Here is a 15,210-nt window from a genome sequence, read left to right on the forward strand (position 1 = left end):
TCCGTGTCTCAACCGCATTATACGAAGGAAGATATTTTACGCATCGCCAAAGAAGAAAACGTCCGCTTTATCCGTCTTCAATTCACCGACTTGCTCGGCACGATCAAAAACGTCGAGATTCCGCGCAGTCAATTGGAGAAGGCGCTCGACAATAAAATGATGTTCGACGGTTCCTCGATCGAAGGCTACGTGCGGATCGAAGAATCCGATATGTATTTGTATCCGGATCTGAATACGTGGGTTATTTTCCCTTGGGTCACGGAAGATCGCGTTGCCCGTCTCATCTGCGACGTGTACTTGCCTGACGGACGTCCGTTCCCGGGCGACCCGCGCGGCATTCTGAAGCGTGCGCTGGAAGAGGCTTCCGAGATGGGGTACACGGCGATGAACGTGGGGCCTGAGCCGGAGTTTTTCCTGTTCAAGACCGATGAAAAAGGCAATCCGACGATGGAGCTGAACGACCAGGGCGGTTACTTCGATCTGGCGCCTACCGACCTTGGCGAGAACTGCCGCCGCGAGATCGTTCTGACGCTGGAGGAAATGGGCTTCGAGATCGAAGCATCGCACCATGAAGTGGCGCCGGGTCAGCACGAGATCGACTTTAAATATGCCGACGCGGTTAAAGCGGCCGACCAGATCCAGACGTTCAAGCTCGTCGTCAAGACGATCGCCCGCCAGCACGGACTGCATGCTACCTTTATGCCGAAGCCTCTGTTCGGGGTGAACGGTTCCGGTATGCATTGCCACCAATCGTTGTTCCAAGGCAGCGAGAACGCGTTCTACGACGAGAGCGACAAGCTCGGCCTCAGCACCACGGCTCGTCACTACATGGCCGGCGTGCTGAAGCATGCCCGCGCCTTCGCGGCGATCACAAACCCGACGGTCAACTCGTACAAGCGGCTCGTACCGGGCTACGAAGCGCCTTGTTACGTCGCATGGTCGGCGAGCAACCGCAGCCCGATGATCCGGATTCCGGCTTCCCGCGGACTGAGCACACGGGTAGAGGTGCGTAACCCGGACCCTGCGGCAAATCCTTATCTGGCTTTGGCTGTCATGTTGAAAGCAGGTCTGGACGGGGTGAAGAACAAAACTCCGCTGCCGGCTCCGACCGACCGCAACATTTATGTCATGTCCGAAGAAGAGCGTGAAGAACAAGGAATTCCGAGCTTGCCGTCCGATTTGCACGAGGCGATCGTCGAGCTGATGAATAACGAAGTGATTTGCGAAGCTTTGGGCGAGCATGCGCTCACCCACTTTATCGAGCTGAAAGAAATCGAGTGGGATATGTATCGGACCCAGATTCACTCTTGGGAACGCGATCAGTATATGACGTTGTATTAATAGAGAAATCCCCGTTTGGCGTGAGCCGGCGGGGATTTTCTTTGTGGCGGCGGCCTTTCGCGGCAACTCGTGCATGGACTTGCATCACGCGAAGATCAACGGCACCGGAACCGGAAAATGTCCAGGATGATGCCGATCGGAATCCGGATCGTAATAAATACCCGGTTTACACCGCTATAGACGCGCAAGCGGATCGAATTGGCCCCGACACTTACCAAACAGCCGGTAAACGTATTAAATAAGGTCCGCACGACAACAACTCTTCCTACCAGACGCAGGGCGTTTCTTCTAATCCTTCTCTGCGTGGCCGGAGACACGCGTCTGCCTGAATTTATTTGAATCTCCTTAGACATGTCATCTCTCTCCTATTGGTCAATTCTGCGGCGATCCTAACCCGCAACGACAGTTTACGAAGAGAAGCCCCGGGGGGACACGGCGGTTGCCCAGCTCGCAGGGGGATAGGGCTCGATGAAACAGGGGAGCGGATCGGATATGCTGGAAAAGTGATCAGGAATACAGTACACAAGCCGATATTCCCATGTTACGATGAACTCTGACGCAACATCTCGCCCGAGTAATCGGAGCCCCTGTGGATGGAGGTAAACGAACGAATGAGTTGGACCGATTCATCAGGAATGAGTACAAAAACAGGGAATGGCTCGGCTTCTGCGGGTAATGAAGCGATACGTCCGGGCGGCGGGTTAGCGTCGACGAGCGCCGTACCCGTATCTGCTGCCGGCTTGGTTGATTCGAGCGCGGATATCTGGGTGACCAAAAGCGGGGAGTTTTTTCATATCTCAAGCCGCTTTGACGATGCACATACGATTACGATCGAGACGTCGCGGAGCGGTTCCCGAAATGGCAGCTTTAACTTTATCCGGACTCGAATCGGGCCTGAGATCATCCATGCCAACCATGACGATATTACGCCTGTTCGTACATTCAATACGGTAGGGGCGAACCACGGGTATACGTGTGTAGTGAAGGTGTCCATGGCCGGACACGACAAAACGGCGGACGATCTGGGATCGCAATGGACGGATGGTACGACAACCTACACGCTGCTGGACGTAAACGGCGATCATCTTACATGGGGGTGCCCGTATACGGTGACGAACGGGATCGTATCCGCTCTGCTTGCCCAACCCGGGCAAGATCTCACTCCTGTAAGCGGTGCCGTCCATACACAGCCGGTGAACGTCAGCGTCCTTGTACCGGGGGCTCAGCTCTATCCGTCCATCAACAACATAAAGGTGCAATATTTGCTGGACGGCAAGGAAATTACGGAGGACGGGATGTTCTCGGGTACAGTTCTGAAGGTGCACGAATCTTATTGCATTATGGACTATAGGGCGATCATAGATTTCGCGCAATCCCATCCGGGAGTGAGTTATGTGAACGATTCGGTAGCGGGGGCTGTTCGGCTCTCGATCGTGTATACGTTCAGGAAGGGCGGCCGCTGTCATATCTCCCATAACTTCAAGGCTTTGCAGAAGCTGCAAGTCATGGACTGCGGCTTTCTGCAGTCGATGCCGATGAGTTTGTCCGGTCATACGCTCAGCCGTTATATGCCGGATGTGAAGATCAAAAGCGGGCAGGATTTTCAAAATATAGTGGATATGACCGGTTACAGTATGAATCTCGTATATGGCCCATCCGATTATGCTGACCCGGCCAAGCCTCCCAACCGATATGTCGACTGGCTGCGGGACGGCAGCGGGTTGGGGAAGGTCGGTTTTACAATGGGATATATCGTCGACAAAACGAACAGCAAAAACGCCGATCGGGCGGCTCAAACATCGAGAGGCTGGGATATGCGCAGCACGAGGAAAAGCTATCCGATCGCGATGAGCGGACTGATCTTAAATGCCGGGGACTACAAAACGTTCATGGGATACCGGAACTACTTGTCGCCGGTTGAGGCGGGGCAAGCCACCAATCTAAGCGTAGTTCAAGACGACAAAGATACATATGTGTACATCGATTACCACGTCCCCGTTACCGGAGCGAATCTCAAGCTCCCCGAACATATAGGGAAAACCGTATCTGTGATCGATCACGTAAACTTTACGCTTCATAACGATATAGTAGACAGCGACGGCATTACCTTCAGTATTACTGCCGGCCATGGCTATGCGATCTTGAAAGTACACTGATCCCCGCTACCCCGAGCGAGCCGGTCGTGGGGATCTGGCTGCGGCCGGACAGCGCATGTATCACGAAATACAAGGTGCGCAAGACAGCTGTCAGTGCGATTAGACAGCCAGAGCCCTGACCGGATATCCGGCAGGGCTCTCTTGGCGTACGGATTATGGCTCGTCCCGTAAGAGGGGCGAGCCAACATGAGACTTAGTGAATGTCGCGGAACAATCCGATTACTTTCCCCAGGATCGTTACGTTGCGGAGACGAATCGGGTCCATAGACGGATTCTCCGGCTGGAGCCGAATATGGTCGCGCTCCTTGTAAAACGTCTTGACGGTCGCTTCGTCATCTTCGGTCATGGCGACGACGATATCGCCGTTGTTCGCGGTCGGCTGCTGCTTAACGATAACGTAGTCGTTATGGTGAATGCCGGCTTCGATCATACTTTCTCCGACGACGCGAAGCATGAATACGCTGTGGTCGCCGACGAAATGACTCGGAAGCGGGAAATACTCTTCGATATTCTCGGTTGCCGTAATCGGCATACCTGCCGTTACTTTGCCGACTACCGGTACACGCGCAATCGAGAAGGAAAATACGGAGGCGGATTCGTCATGGGCGCTGAGCACCTCGATCGCTCTAGGCTTGGTCGGGTCTCTGCGGATGTAACCTTTCTTCTCGAGCCGGTCCAAATGACCGTGTACGGTAGAGCTGGACGCAAGCCCGACGGCTTCGCCGATTTCCCTTACGGAAGGCGGGTAGCCTTTATCGCGTACTTCGTTCTTGATAAATTCCAGTATCGCTTGTTGGCGATTGGAAACCTTGCTCACGATCATCACTCCCATTACGGACATTTTATATGGGTAAATTATACCACAGAACTCGAGTTCGTACAAACATAAGTTCGAGTATAGGTCTTGAACAATTCAACCATCCGGTAACATGTCGTTCTGATGTATATAAAGTATTCGTTTGTAGTGTACATGATATCGTTGACTCCTATATTGGGCCATTTTATAATGAAATCAAGAAAAATATAACAATTATAGCATTCTGTAATGTATGTTATTGTAGTTGTTATATACATCAGATCCGACCGCAGAAGGAGAGGAGGTGTTCCGGATGGGATAAGGCCGATGTAGGGGGAGATATACGGTGCAGCAAAGGAGGACCGGTGATTGAAGAAAAAACCGACGCATGAGCAATTTCAGAAACAGCTGGATCATATGGTACAGACGCTGCGAGCAGACATTCTGGAAGGAAAGTATGCAACCGGCGACTACTTGCCTTCGGAGCTTGAGCAGGCGAAGATGTTCAGATTAAGCAACAAGTCGGTGCGCAAAGGGCTGGACATACTGAATGCGGAAGGCTGGATCGAGAAGATCCCGCGGGTTGGCAGCCGGGTGCTGGCGAAGCGGGAGACGGTTCGTCTGACCGTCGGGATTAACCGTACGGATGAGGTCAACATGAAATTATCCGGACTCGCCGAGCTTTTTTGTAAGCGCTATCCTTGGATCGAGCTTGAGTTTGTGCCGTTTGTATCGGATCTCGGCGGACCGGGCGACCAGCGGAAGCTGGCGGAATTCGATGCGATCGTCATCAACCACCTTCAATTTCAGCGGATGAAAGAGAGTGGTCATCTTCCCCTGTTCGCCCCTTTGCCGGAGAAGCGGGAGATCTACCCGTTCCTTTCGGGACTGTTCAAGGACGGCGGGATGCATTATGTGTACCCGATCATCTTTTCCCCGATCGTGCTTTGTTACAATAAGCGGCATTTCCGCGAACGGGGCTTGGCCGAGCCGGACGGCAGCTGGACCTGGGACGACCTGGTCCGCAACGCCATCGAGCTTACGAACGGGAACGGGAGATTCGGATTCGCCTTTTATTTGCTGAATGAAAACCGCTGGCCGCTCTTCTGGCTCCAGGCGGGGGAAGATCTCCGGCAGGAAGGCCGCAGCCCGGAATCGCTCCGGCACTCCCGTCTGATGGACGCGGCGAGACTGTGCAAAAGTATCATCAGCAACCGCGATTTTTTCCCGATGTTCTTATCGGAGAACAACCGGGAGATCAATGCGATGTTTCAGGAAGGCCGGCTGTCGATGGTCATCAACAGCTATATGGGAATGAACGATTGGCAGGAGTCTCCCGGTCTGGAATACGACGTGTCTCCGCTTCCTTACATGAACGAGCCGATCACTTTGATGATCTCTCAAGGCGTGGGAGTGCTCAAGCAAACCGGGCATCCGGAGGAAGCGATGCTGCTTGCCGACTTCCTCACGTCGCTGCCGGGCCAGCAGTACATCGGCAGCCACACGCTCAGCATCCCGAGCCACTGGGGAGCGGATTCGTCCCCGAATAAGAAGGCGTTTGCAGTGCCCGGCCGATATTCGATGTACCGGGAAATGATGTTTTCGTACCGGACGCACGCCTCGCTCGGCATCCCGGCGCTGTCGTATTCGCATATTTTCAAGCATGTGCGGGCTTATTGGGCCGATCTGATCGACGAGCGCGAGCTGTGCGAGCGTATGGCCGAAGCGTTATCGGAGCGGGAAGGGCAAGTTCCCGGGTAAAAGGCACGGGATGACGAAGTTACGATTCGGCGGTGCCGATTAGGCGGCATAACCGGTTAGCGGGCGAATCGGCACATGAGGAAATGGGACTAGTAGCGGCGATCGGCCTGCTTGCGGCAACCGGGAATGAACGGCTTGGGACCAGGCACTCCGTCGGAGCTGGATAACGATCGATTCGAGGAGGGAACAGGGATGGTAGAACGGAACGGAGAACATGCGCGGCCGCCTAAACGGATCTCCAGAAGGAGCTTGCTTGCGGCCCTTGGAGGAGCCGGTGTTGCGGTAGCGGGACAGTCGTTCATCAAGGAGGGAGTTATGGGCGATTCGGTAAATTTGGCCACGTACGGGTTCGGTCCGGATATGGGGAATTTTCCGTTTGCGATGTTCCGCTTCCGTTATGTGGAGAACATAGCCAAGATGAAAAGCGAGACGATGCTCAGAGAGGGGATGATCGTCCGGACTGCCGGGTATTACGAGCCGGGGGACGGCGGCGGCGCGGACTACATCGTCAAGCCGGGCATCCTGCCGGAAGACTTGGGCAGTGTCGTGAATCTGAGCGGAGAGCTGCAGGCGATCCTGCTTGCGGAGGACAGCGTGAACTACAAGCAGTTCGGCGCGGTCGGGGACGGGGTTAACGACGACGGGGTTCAGATCAAGCGGACGCATGCATATGCGAACGCCCGTGATTTGCCCGTGCAGAACCTGACAGGCGAGTACTGGATCAAAGCGACAAACGATATTATCGTGCAGACGAATGTAAACTGGGGTCACACAAAGTTTCATATCGACGAAGGGATGAACTCCAAATCAAATCCCCGGTTCCGGGTGACGAGCCGCAAAAGCACGGTGAATATCCAGTTCGACGCGGCGGAGAAAGCTTCATTTCTAGACAAAATGAAGCCTGGCACGACATTTGTCCCGGAGCTGGCTCCCTATAAGAACTGTCTTGTGTTCATTACCGACAGCAACGACAAAATCGGGGTGAGACAAGGATACAATCACAATGGCTGGAACAAAGAAGAGTTCTTCTATGTCGAGGAGCACGGGCGACTGATCGGGGACATTGCCTGGACCTTCAACAATTATACGAGCCTGGTCGCATACCCGTGCGACGATAACTACCTGATCCTCGACGGAGGCACCTTTTACATGTCGGGCAACAGTCCCGGGGCGGGCGGCGCTTATTTGCACAACGGAATTCTGGTCCGGCGCAGCCGTACGATCATCCGCAACCAGTGGGTCGGGCTGGAGGAGGGGGTGAGCGATACGTCGCTTGATCCGCGAATCGGATTTTATTATTTCAACTATGTGTTCGACGTTACGCTGGAGAACGTGAGACTCATTCCGTGGGAGCAGGACCGCGAAGGGACGGATCGCGACGTGCCCGCCGGCACGTACGGGATCGGCGGAGCGAGGGTGCTGAACGCGACGTTCCGCAACGTCACGTCTGAAGGCGGGATGGTTCATTGGGGCGTCTTCGGCACGAACCTGTTCAAAAATTTCAGCATCGAAGGCTGCCGCCTGAACCGGGTGGACGTTCATTTCCACTGCTGGAACTTGTACGTGAAAGACTCGGAGATCGGGTATCGCGGCTTTACGCTGACCGGCGGCGGAGATTTGTTTATCGAGAATACGAAACGGTTCGGCAGCCGGTTCATCGATTTTCGCGTCGATTATGGCGCCAAGTGGGACGGCAGCATCCGGCTCACCAAGTGCAGGCTGATCGTCACGAACGGACCGGCGGAAGCGGTCGCGCTCCATTGCGTTCCGGCCAATTTCAATTATAAATATCCGATCGGATACGGCCGCTCGATTAAGATCGAAGACTTCGTGTTCGACTATACCGGCATTCCGAACCCGACCGGCATATGCCGGATTATGAAAATTGCCGCTTTCTCCAAAATATCGTCCACCTCCGAAAGGCTGTTTTTCCCGCAATCGATCGAGTTCAGAGACGTGACCGTCGTCGGCCGGGAGAAGGGCGTCCGTATGCTGGAAATTCCGAATCCGCTCAGCTTCCATCTGGGCAAGCCGGGCGGATACGACGCAAGCCGTGTCACCCCGAACTGCCGCATGTCGTTTGTTAATATTCAGTCGGAGAAAGTTCCGGCTCAAACCTCACAGTCGACGACCCATGTCAACTTTTTGTTAAACGCGCTCGCGACCGCCGCCTATGAGGACTCGTACGCGCTGTATCCGAAGCTCGAATTTGTAAACTGCGGAGATTTCTTCGGCCACTTTAAAGGCAGCGTCGCGGACGTGTCCTTCAGCGGGTGCACCGTCAATTGTCTGGATGCTTATGAAGGCGGCCGGATGCGGGGGCGGATCGTGTTCGACAACTGCCATCTGAAGGCCGACGCGGTCGACGACGGCAAATTGCTGTACTCGACGTCGGTTGACCACGGCGTCTCCTTTCTCCATTGTACGATTCACGCGCCCGTTCTGGATGGAACGAGCCGGCCGGACCTGGTGGCGCGGTACGATTTTATCGATGTGAACCATAAGCTGCTGCACAACCATCTGAACACGGCGCTGTCGAAAGAAATCATCGATTATTACGCAGGGATCGGAACACCGGTCGCCCCTGAATTTTACGCGATGCTGAAAAGCCATCATGTCTCGGAAAGCACGCTGATGGCAAGACGCAGAGGACCGACGGCGAGCCGTCCGGCTCCGGCAGCGTTCCAGAACGAGCCCGGCTTCGCCTATTTCGACGAAAGCTTGAACCGGATCGTCGTCTGGGACGGAACGCGCTGGATCAAGGCGGATAAAGAGAAGCGAACGCTCCACTATTATATCGGTCAGTTGGCGACAGCGAGCCCGGGCGCTGCCTTCCAGAGAGAGGGGGGACATCCTTCCCAGACGTACGTTATGCCCGGCGACGGCAAGCTGCTGCGATACATCGTCTTGTTTCATTCGTCTAGTGCGGCCGGCTCGTTCGTATTTGAGGTATGGAAAAACGGGGCGCTCTGGATCGGCGGCCTGGCCAGTCCTTCTCCGGCGCTGAAGCCGGGCGCGGTCCTGTTCGCTCCGGATGCGGCGTTCGAGGAAGGAGATACTATCGGAATCCGCCTGAACGGCGTTTCGCCGGGATTGCCGGCGGACGCGTATGCGACCATCGATCTGTTCGCGGAATACGAGGAATAGGGGAACGAAGTGCGAACATGAACTACGAACACTTGTTCGAAATTCTTGTTGACACGAATGTGTGTTCGTGTTAATTTGAGAACAGAACAAATGTTTGGGGGGTCATTTCGATGATGTCGTCTACCACTTTCCACCGTACTGTGCTGCACCAAGGTTCTTATAAATCGATCTGGGCAAATCCGGACAGCGATGCGAACAAGAAGAAAGCATCCTCCGGCACCCGGTTGCGCATGGCTGCCGCCGCGCTTGTTATGCTTGCTTGCTTCGGTCTCGGAGCGTTATTCCTGGAATGGCCGGGGAACAATGAAGTGCAGGCTGCCGCCATTCAGATTAAGGAAGAAGTCACCGTCGTACCGGGAGATACCTTGTGGTCGATCGCCGGTCAGCATGTCCGGCAAGGGGAAGACATCCGCGATTATATACGGAAAGTGAAGACGGCGAACGGGATGACCTCATCGACGCTGATTCCAGGCCAAGTTCTTCAATTGCCGAAGTAACGATGCCGGGCTTTGTTCTGTTCGTATACTATGCGTTATTGCTGTCCGGCTGGTATTCTGGCCCAACGACTGTTTACGCTTCATGCTTCTCCCCTAATATCCAATCGATCTATTACGCCCGGAGCTGCACGCTCCGGGTTATTTGCCGTTTCGTCCCGGTTTTCTTGACAACCGTATCCTGCGCATGTCAAAGTAAGAGATAACCGACACGAGGAGGACGAACACGCGTATGGTAACCGAACAAATGATCGCCCGCATTAATGAACTGGCGAAAAAGGCGAACACCGTCGGACTGACCGAAAACGAAGTTCAGGAACGCGCCGAGCTGCGCAAGCGTTATATCGAAGCGTTTAAGACGTCGCTTCGGGCGCAGCTCGATTCGATTGAATTCGTTGATGGGGATCAACCGAACGAAACCGATAAAAAGCGTCATTAGAACGGAGGATTCAGTCATGTCCCGTAAGTGGGAGCGGATGGTAGAGAAAAACAGCAAACAGCTGAATCAGCGGCGGAAGAAGACGGGCGCTCAGCCTATCTCGGTAGCGGCGGACCAGGAGCAGATGGACGTGTTCAAAGGAAGAAGCTGGTTTTTGCCGGCGCTTCTCGTCGCCTGCTCCCTGTTCTTCGCCGTAGTTTCCTCCACGTTGGCCGAGACGCAATCGTTTTATTGGATAACGGTACTCGGGTATTTGGTGCTGGGCGTTATGTACTTTTTGCGCAGACCTTATGTAAAGGTTGGCAGAAACAAACTGTCCACACGCCGGCTCGGCATCGAGAAGTTTTTCGGAGCGGACGAGATCGAGGAGATCTCCGTTCAGCGCGGCAGCATCGCGATCCAGATGAAAGGCAAGAAAACCAGATGGGTGCTGTCCAAGTTCCAAAGTTTGTACGACATACCGGCGCTGTCGGCCCGGCTTAGAAAGTTTGCGGAGACTAACGGCATATCTTATAAAGAAGAAGCGGCTTAAGCGATATACAGGGGAGAGAGCACACGTGGGGATCAAAGCGGTATTGTTTGATTTGGACGACACATTATTGTGGGACGACCGGAGCGTCAAGGAAGCGTTCCAGGCGACGTGCGAGGCGGCGGCCAACGTACACCCGGTAGATCCGGCCCGTCTGGAGGAAGAGGTCCGGAAGTGCGCTCGCGCTTTATACGAATCGTACGAAACGTTTCCGTTCACGAAACGAATCGGGATCAACCCGTTTGAAGGGTTATGGGCCAACTTCACCGAAGGCGAACAAGAACAATTCCGCAAGCTGGAGCAGCTCGCTCCGGGATACCGGGCGGCCGCCTGGACGGGCGGTCTGAAGTCGCTCGGAATTGACGACCCGGAATTCGGCTGCAAGCTCGGGGACAAGTTCGCCGAGGAGAGAAGAGCGCGGCCGATCGTATACGAAGAGACGTTCGCCTATCTCGATGAGCTGAAAGGCAAGTACAAGCTGCTGCTGCTCACGAACGGTTCTCCCGACCTGCAGAAGGAGAAGCTCGCCGGGGTGCCGGAGCTCGCCGGCTATTTCGATCATATCGTCATTTCCGGGGCGTTCGGCGAAGGCAAGCCGGCCGCTTCGATCTTCCGTCATGCGATGGAACGGCTGGGGATTCGTCCGGAAGAAGGCATCATGGTCGGCGACAAGCTGACTACGGACATTTTGGGAGCGAACGGGGTCGGCATGAAGTCGGTCTGGATCAACCGCCATCATGTGGAGCGTAACGACGACATTATTCCTGCTTACGAGATCGACAGCCTGTACGGCATCCGCAACGTACTGGAGGAACTGCGCGGCTGATCCATCGCCGGCATATGCATAAGCGCAATAGACAGGCCCGTTGCTTTCTCGCAAGAGAGCGGCGGGTTCCTTTGTGATAGGATGGGCCATAAAGAACGGCGGATTTCGTACATTTCGGATAAGCACTTTAATTCCGATAAGAAACCTATGGATATATCTCTTCCGAAAACGTGCGGCATCTGGTAGACTATCAGGTATGTACGGTACAGATAAGGAGTGGGCGTATGCACAAACAAGCTTTGGCGGAACGGCTCAAGCATAAAATATTAATACTGGACGGCGCGATGGGGACGATGCTGCAGCAGGAAAACTTGACCGCTGCCGATTTCGGCGGGGAAGAGTTGGAAGGCTGCAACGAGATATTGTCGGTTACACGTCCGGATGTTATCTCCAAAATTCACGAAGCGTATCTGGAAGCGGGCGCGGACATTTTGGAAACGAACACGTTCGGCACGACGAGCGTCGTCCTGGCCGAGTACGACATTCCCGAGCGTTCGCGCGAGCTCAATCTCGCGGCTGCGAAGCTGGCGGTGGAAGCGGCCAATAAATATTCGACGCCGGAGTGGCCGCGGTATGTGGCAGGTGCGATGGGTCCGACGACGAAGACGTTGTCCGTTACCGGCGGCGTTACGTTCGAAGGTTTGATAGAAAGCTATTACGAGCAGGCGGTTGCGCTTATTGAAGCGGGTGTGGACGCCCTGCTGCTGGAGACGTCGCAGGATACGCTGAACGTAAAGGCGGGCAGCATCGGGATTCGCCAAGCGTTCGAAACGACAGGCATCGAGCTGCCGATTATGATCTCCGGTACGATCGAGCCGATGGGAACGACGCTGGCCGGTCAAAATATCGAGTCGTTTTACATCTCGCTCGAGCACCTGAATCCGGTGTCGGTCGGACTGAACTGCGCCACGGGACCGGAATTTATGAAAGACCATATCCGGACGCTGTCGGGGATTGCGGGCACGGCGGTAAGCTGTTACCCGAACGCCGGCTTGCCGGACGAGAACGGGCATTACCATGAGTCGCCGGCTTCGCTGGCGAAGAAGCTCGGCGATTTTGCGGAGCAGGGCTGGATCAATATCGCCGGCGGCTGCTGCGGAACGACGCCGGACCATATCCGGGCGATCGCCGAGACGATGAGCGCCATCCAACCGCGCACCACGTACGGCAATCATCCGGCGGCTGTCTCCGGCATCGAGACGGTATACCTGGAAGACGAAAATCGGCCGATCATGGTCGGGGAGCGCACGAACATTTCCGGATCGCGGAAGTTCAAACGTTTAATAAAAGAAGGCAAGTTCGAGGAAGGCTCCGAAATCGCTCGCGCCCAAGTGAAAAACGGGGCGCACGTCATCGACATCAACTTGCAGGATACGGATATCGACGAAGCGTATGCGATGGAGAACTTCCTGCAGTTCGTCGTGAAGAAAGTTAAAGCTCCGCTTATGATCGACTCGACTTACGATCACATCATCGAGCTGGGTCTCAAGTATTCGCAAGGTAAGGCAATCATCAATTCGATTAACCTGGAGGATGGGGAGTCGAAGTTCCAGAGCATCGTTCCGCTCATTCATAAGTACGGGGCTGCCGTCGTTATGATCCTGATCGACGAACGCGGTCAGGCCGTAACCCGGCAGGCCAAGCTGGAAGTGGCGGACCGCGCTTTCGATCTGTTGACGAACCGTTACGGGCTGAAGCCTCACGATATTATTTTCGACCCGAACATGTTTCCGGTCGGTTCCGGGGACCCGCAGTATATCGGTTCTGCCGTGGAGACGATTGAAGGCATCAAGCTGATCAAGGAGAAGTATCCCGAATGTAAGACGATTCTCGGATTGAGCAATATTTCGTTTGGTCTTCCGGATGCGGGACGCGAAGTGCTTAATGCCGTTTATTTGTACCATTGTACGAAGGCCGGTCTCGACTATGCGATCGTCAACACCGAGAAGCTCGAGAGATACGCTTCGATTCCCGAGGAAGAGCGGCGCCTGGCGGAAAATCTGATCTACAATACGACTGATGAGACGCTGGCGGAGTTTGTCGCGCATTTCCGGGAGAAAAAGGTGGAGAAAAGCGAAAAAATCTCCAACCTGTCGCTGGAAGAACGTCTCGGCTCTTACGTGGTGGAAGGAACGAAGGAAGGTCTGATCCCCGATCTGGAGGAAGCGCTGAAGAAGTATGCGCCGCTTGAGATCATTAACGGACCGCTGATGAAAGGGATGGAAGAGGTCGGCCGTTTGTTCAACAACAACGAGCTGATCGTCGCGGAAGTGCTGCAGAGCGCCGAGGTGATGAAAGCGTCCGTCGCTTACCTGGAACAATTCATGGAGCGTTCCGAGAGCGCGGTGAAAGGAAAGATTTTGCTCGCCACGGTCAAGGGCGACGTGCACGACATCGGCAAAAACCTCGTCGAGATTATCCTCTCGAACAACGGCTACCAGATCATCAACCTCGGGATCAAGGTACCGCCCGAGCAGTTGATCGAAGCGTACCGGAGAGAGAAGCCGGACGCGATCGGACTGTCGGGGCTGCTCGTCAAATCGGCGCAGCAGATGGTCATTACGGCTCAGGACCTTCGCGCGGCGGGCATCGAGGTGCCGATTCTGGTCGGAGGAGCGGCGCTGACCCGCAAGTTCACGAAGACGCGGATCGCACCGGAGTACGACGGCGTGGTGCTGTACGCGAAGGACGCGATGGACGGTCTCGATATCGCCAACAAGCTGAGCGATACCGAGCAGCGCCAGAAGCTGATTCAGGAGCTGCGGGACAGCATGGATTCGGTCGTGATGGAGTCGGGGAAAGCGGCTGAAGACGTCAAGCTGACTCGCGCTGCGAAATCGTCCGTGTCGCAGGATGTGCCGGTATACATTCCGCCGGATCTGGACCGGCACGTACTGAGGGATTATCCGATCGACTATATTTACCCGTATGTGAATATGCAGACGCTGCTCGGCCACCATCTGGGGCTGCGCGGCAAGGTGGAGAAGCTGCTGGAGGAGAAAAATCCGAAAGCGGTGCAGCTGAAGGCGACGGTCGACGAACTGTTCGCGGAAGCGAAGGCGGACGGCCTCATTACGGCGAACGGGATGTACCGGTTTTTCCCGGCCCAGTCGGAGGGCAACGATATTCTGATCTACGATCCGGCGGATACGAGCGTCGTGCTGCACCGCTTCTCGTTCCCGCGTCAGGAGGTGGAGCCGTACTTGTGTCTGGCGGACTTCCTGAAGCCGGTCTCGAGCGGCACGATGGACTACGTCGGCTTCCTCGTCGTTACAGCGGGCCAAGGCATCCGGGCGAGAGCGGAAGAGATGAAGGAGAAGGGCGACTATTTGCGCTCGCATGCGCTGCAGTCGTTTGCGATTGAGCTGGCGGAAGGTTTCGCCGAGCGTCTGCACCATATGATGCGCGATATGTGGGGCTATCCGGATTCGCCGGAGCTGACGATGCAGCAGCGGTGGGGAGCGAGATACCAGGGAATCCGCGTCTCGTTCGGTTATCCGGCATGTCCGAATCTGGAAGATCAGGAGCCGCTGTTCCGTCTGATGAGTCCGGCGGATATCGGTGTGGAATTAACCGAAGGCTGCATGATGGAACCGGAGGCGTCTGTTTCCGCAATGGTGTTTGCCCATCCTGAGGCGCGTTACTTTAACGTAGACAAGGCTTAAGCCGCATCCGTCGGAAGGCGGGCTTTCAGAAACAAATCCAAATAAAAGCCCGGCGC

Annotated in this window: 11 protein-coding genes; 9 read left to right on the plus strand and 2 right to left on the minus strand. The window is 55.2% G+C overall.

Annotated features, from left to right (window positions below; genetic code table 11):
• The first annotated feature begins 3 nt into the window (after positions 1–3).
• A complete protein-coding gene (gene glnA / locus AC3Y2E_RS24685; RefSeq protein WP_379215147.1) occupies positions 4–1,341 on the plus strand; it encodes a type I glutamate--ammonia ligase in 1,338 nt (445 codons plus the stop codon).
• A gap of 95 nt (positions 1,342–1,436) precedes the next feature.
• Here glnA and AC3Y2E_RS24690 read toward each other — a convergent pair whose 3' ends face one another.
• On the minus strand, positions 1,437–1,694 hold the full coding sequence (locus tag AC3Y2E_RS24690) for a hypothetical protein (RefSeq protein WP_379215149.1): 258 nt from the start codon (positions 1,692–1,694) through the stop codon (positions 1,437–1,439).
• A 258-nt stretch (positions 1,695–1,952) separates the two neighbouring features.
• Between AC3Y2E_RS24690 and AC3Y2E_RS24695 the strand changes: the two genes are divergently transcribed.
• Entirely contained in the window at positions 1,953–3,497 is a 1,545-nt protein-coding gene (locus AC3Y2E_RS24695) for a hypothetical protein (protein ID WP_379215151.1), read from the plus strand.
• Positions 3,498–3,690: 193 nt separating this feature from the next.
• Here the strand turns inward: AC3Y2E_RS24695 and lexA are convergent, their stop codons facing one another.
• Entirely contained in the window at positions 3,691–4,314 is a 624-nt protein-coding gene (lexA, locus tag AC3Y2E_RS24700) for a transcriptional repressor LexA (RefSeq protein ID WP_190924826.1), read from the minus strand.
• Between the two features lie 348 nt (positions 4,315–4,662).
• Between lexA and AC3Y2E_RS24705 the strand changes: the two genes are divergently transcribed.
• The 7 genes from AC3Y2E_RS24705 to metH all read left to right on the plus strand — a co-directional run bounded on the left by AC3Y2E_RS24705 (position 4,663) and on the right by metH (position 15,154).
• A complete protein-coding gene (locus tag AC3Y2E_RS24705) occupies positions 4,663–6,054 on the plus strand; it encodes an extracellular solute-binding protein (RefSeq protein ID WP_379215154.1) in 1,392 nt (463 codons plus the stop codon).
• 192 nt (positions 6,055–6,246) lie between these two features.
• Positions 6,247–9,201 (plus strand): hypothetical protein, encoded by a 2,955-nt coding sequence (locus AC3Y2E_RS24710; RefSeq protein ID WP_379215156.1) that lies wholly within the window; start codon positions 6,247–6,249, stop codon positions 9,199–9,201.
• 110 nt (positions 9,202–9,311) lie between these two features.
• Complete coding sequence (locus AC3Y2E_RS24715; protein ID WP_379215158.1) at positions 9,312–9,698, plus strand: LysM peptidoglycan-binding domain-containing protein; 387 nt, start codon at positions 9,312–9,314, stop codon at positions 9,696–9,698.
• A 229-nt stretch (positions 9,699–9,927) separates the two neighbouring features.
• Positions 9,928–10,134: a DUF896 domain-containing protein gene (locus tag AC3Y2E_RS24720; protein WP_190924816.1), complete on the plus strand. Its 207-nt coding sequence runs from the start codon at positions 9,928–9,930 to the stop codon at positions 10,132–10,134.
• A gap of 16 nt (positions 10,135–10,150) precedes the next feature.
• Complete coding sequence (locus tag AC3Y2E_RS24725; protein ID WP_379215161.1) at positions 10,151–10,666, plus strand: hypothetical protein; 516 nt, start codon at positions 10,151–10,153, stop codon at positions 10,664–10,666.
• Between the two features lie 25 nt (positions 10,667–10,691).
• A complete protein-coding gene (locus tag AC3Y2E_RS24730) occupies positions 10,692–11,489 on the plus strand; it encodes an HAD family hydrolase (protein ID WP_379215163.1) in 798 nt (265 codons plus the stop codon).
• 224 nt (positions 11,490–11,713) lie between these two features.
• Positions 11,714–15,154 (plus strand): methionine synthase, encoded by a 3,441-nt coding sequence (metH, locus tag AC3Y2E_RS24735; RefSeq protein WP_379215165.1) that lies wholly within the window; start codon positions 11,714–11,716, stop codon positions 15,152–15,154.
• Positions 15,155–15,210 lie beyond the last annotated feature (56 nt).

The organism is Paenibacillus sp. MAH-35, assembly GCF_058135425.1.

Bases quoted from the DNA above. Each gene is read 5' to 3' on its own strand.
- metH (WP_379215165.1), top strand. From the start codon at position 11,714: ATGCACAAACAAGCTTTGGCGGAACGGCTCAAGCATAAAATATTAATA.
- AC3Y2E_RS24720 (WP_190924816.1), top strand. From the start codon at position 9,928: ATGGTAACCGAACAAATGATCGCCCGCATTAATGAACTGGCGAAAAAG.
- AC3Y2E_RS24695 (WP_379215151.1), top strand. From the start codon at position 1,953: ATGAGTTGGACCGATTCATCAGGAATGAGTACAAAAACAGGGAATGGC.
- AC3Y2E_RS24715 (WP_379215158.1), top strand. From the start codon at position 9,312: ATGATGTCGTCTACCACTTTCCACCGTACTGTGCTGCACCAAGGTTCT.
- AC3Y2E_RS24710 (WP_379215156.1), top strand. From the start codon at position 6,247: ATGGTAGAACGGAACGGAGAACATGCGCGGCCGCCTAAACGGATCTCC.
- AC3Y2E_RS24690 (WP_379215149.1), bottom strand. From the start codon at position 1,694: ATGTCTAAGGAGATTCAAATAAATTCAGGCAGACGCGTGTCTCCGGCC.
- AC3Y2E_RS24725 (WP_379215161.1), top strand. From the start codon at position 10,151: ATGTCCCGTAAGTGGGAGCGGATGGTAGAGAAAAACAGCAAACAGCTG.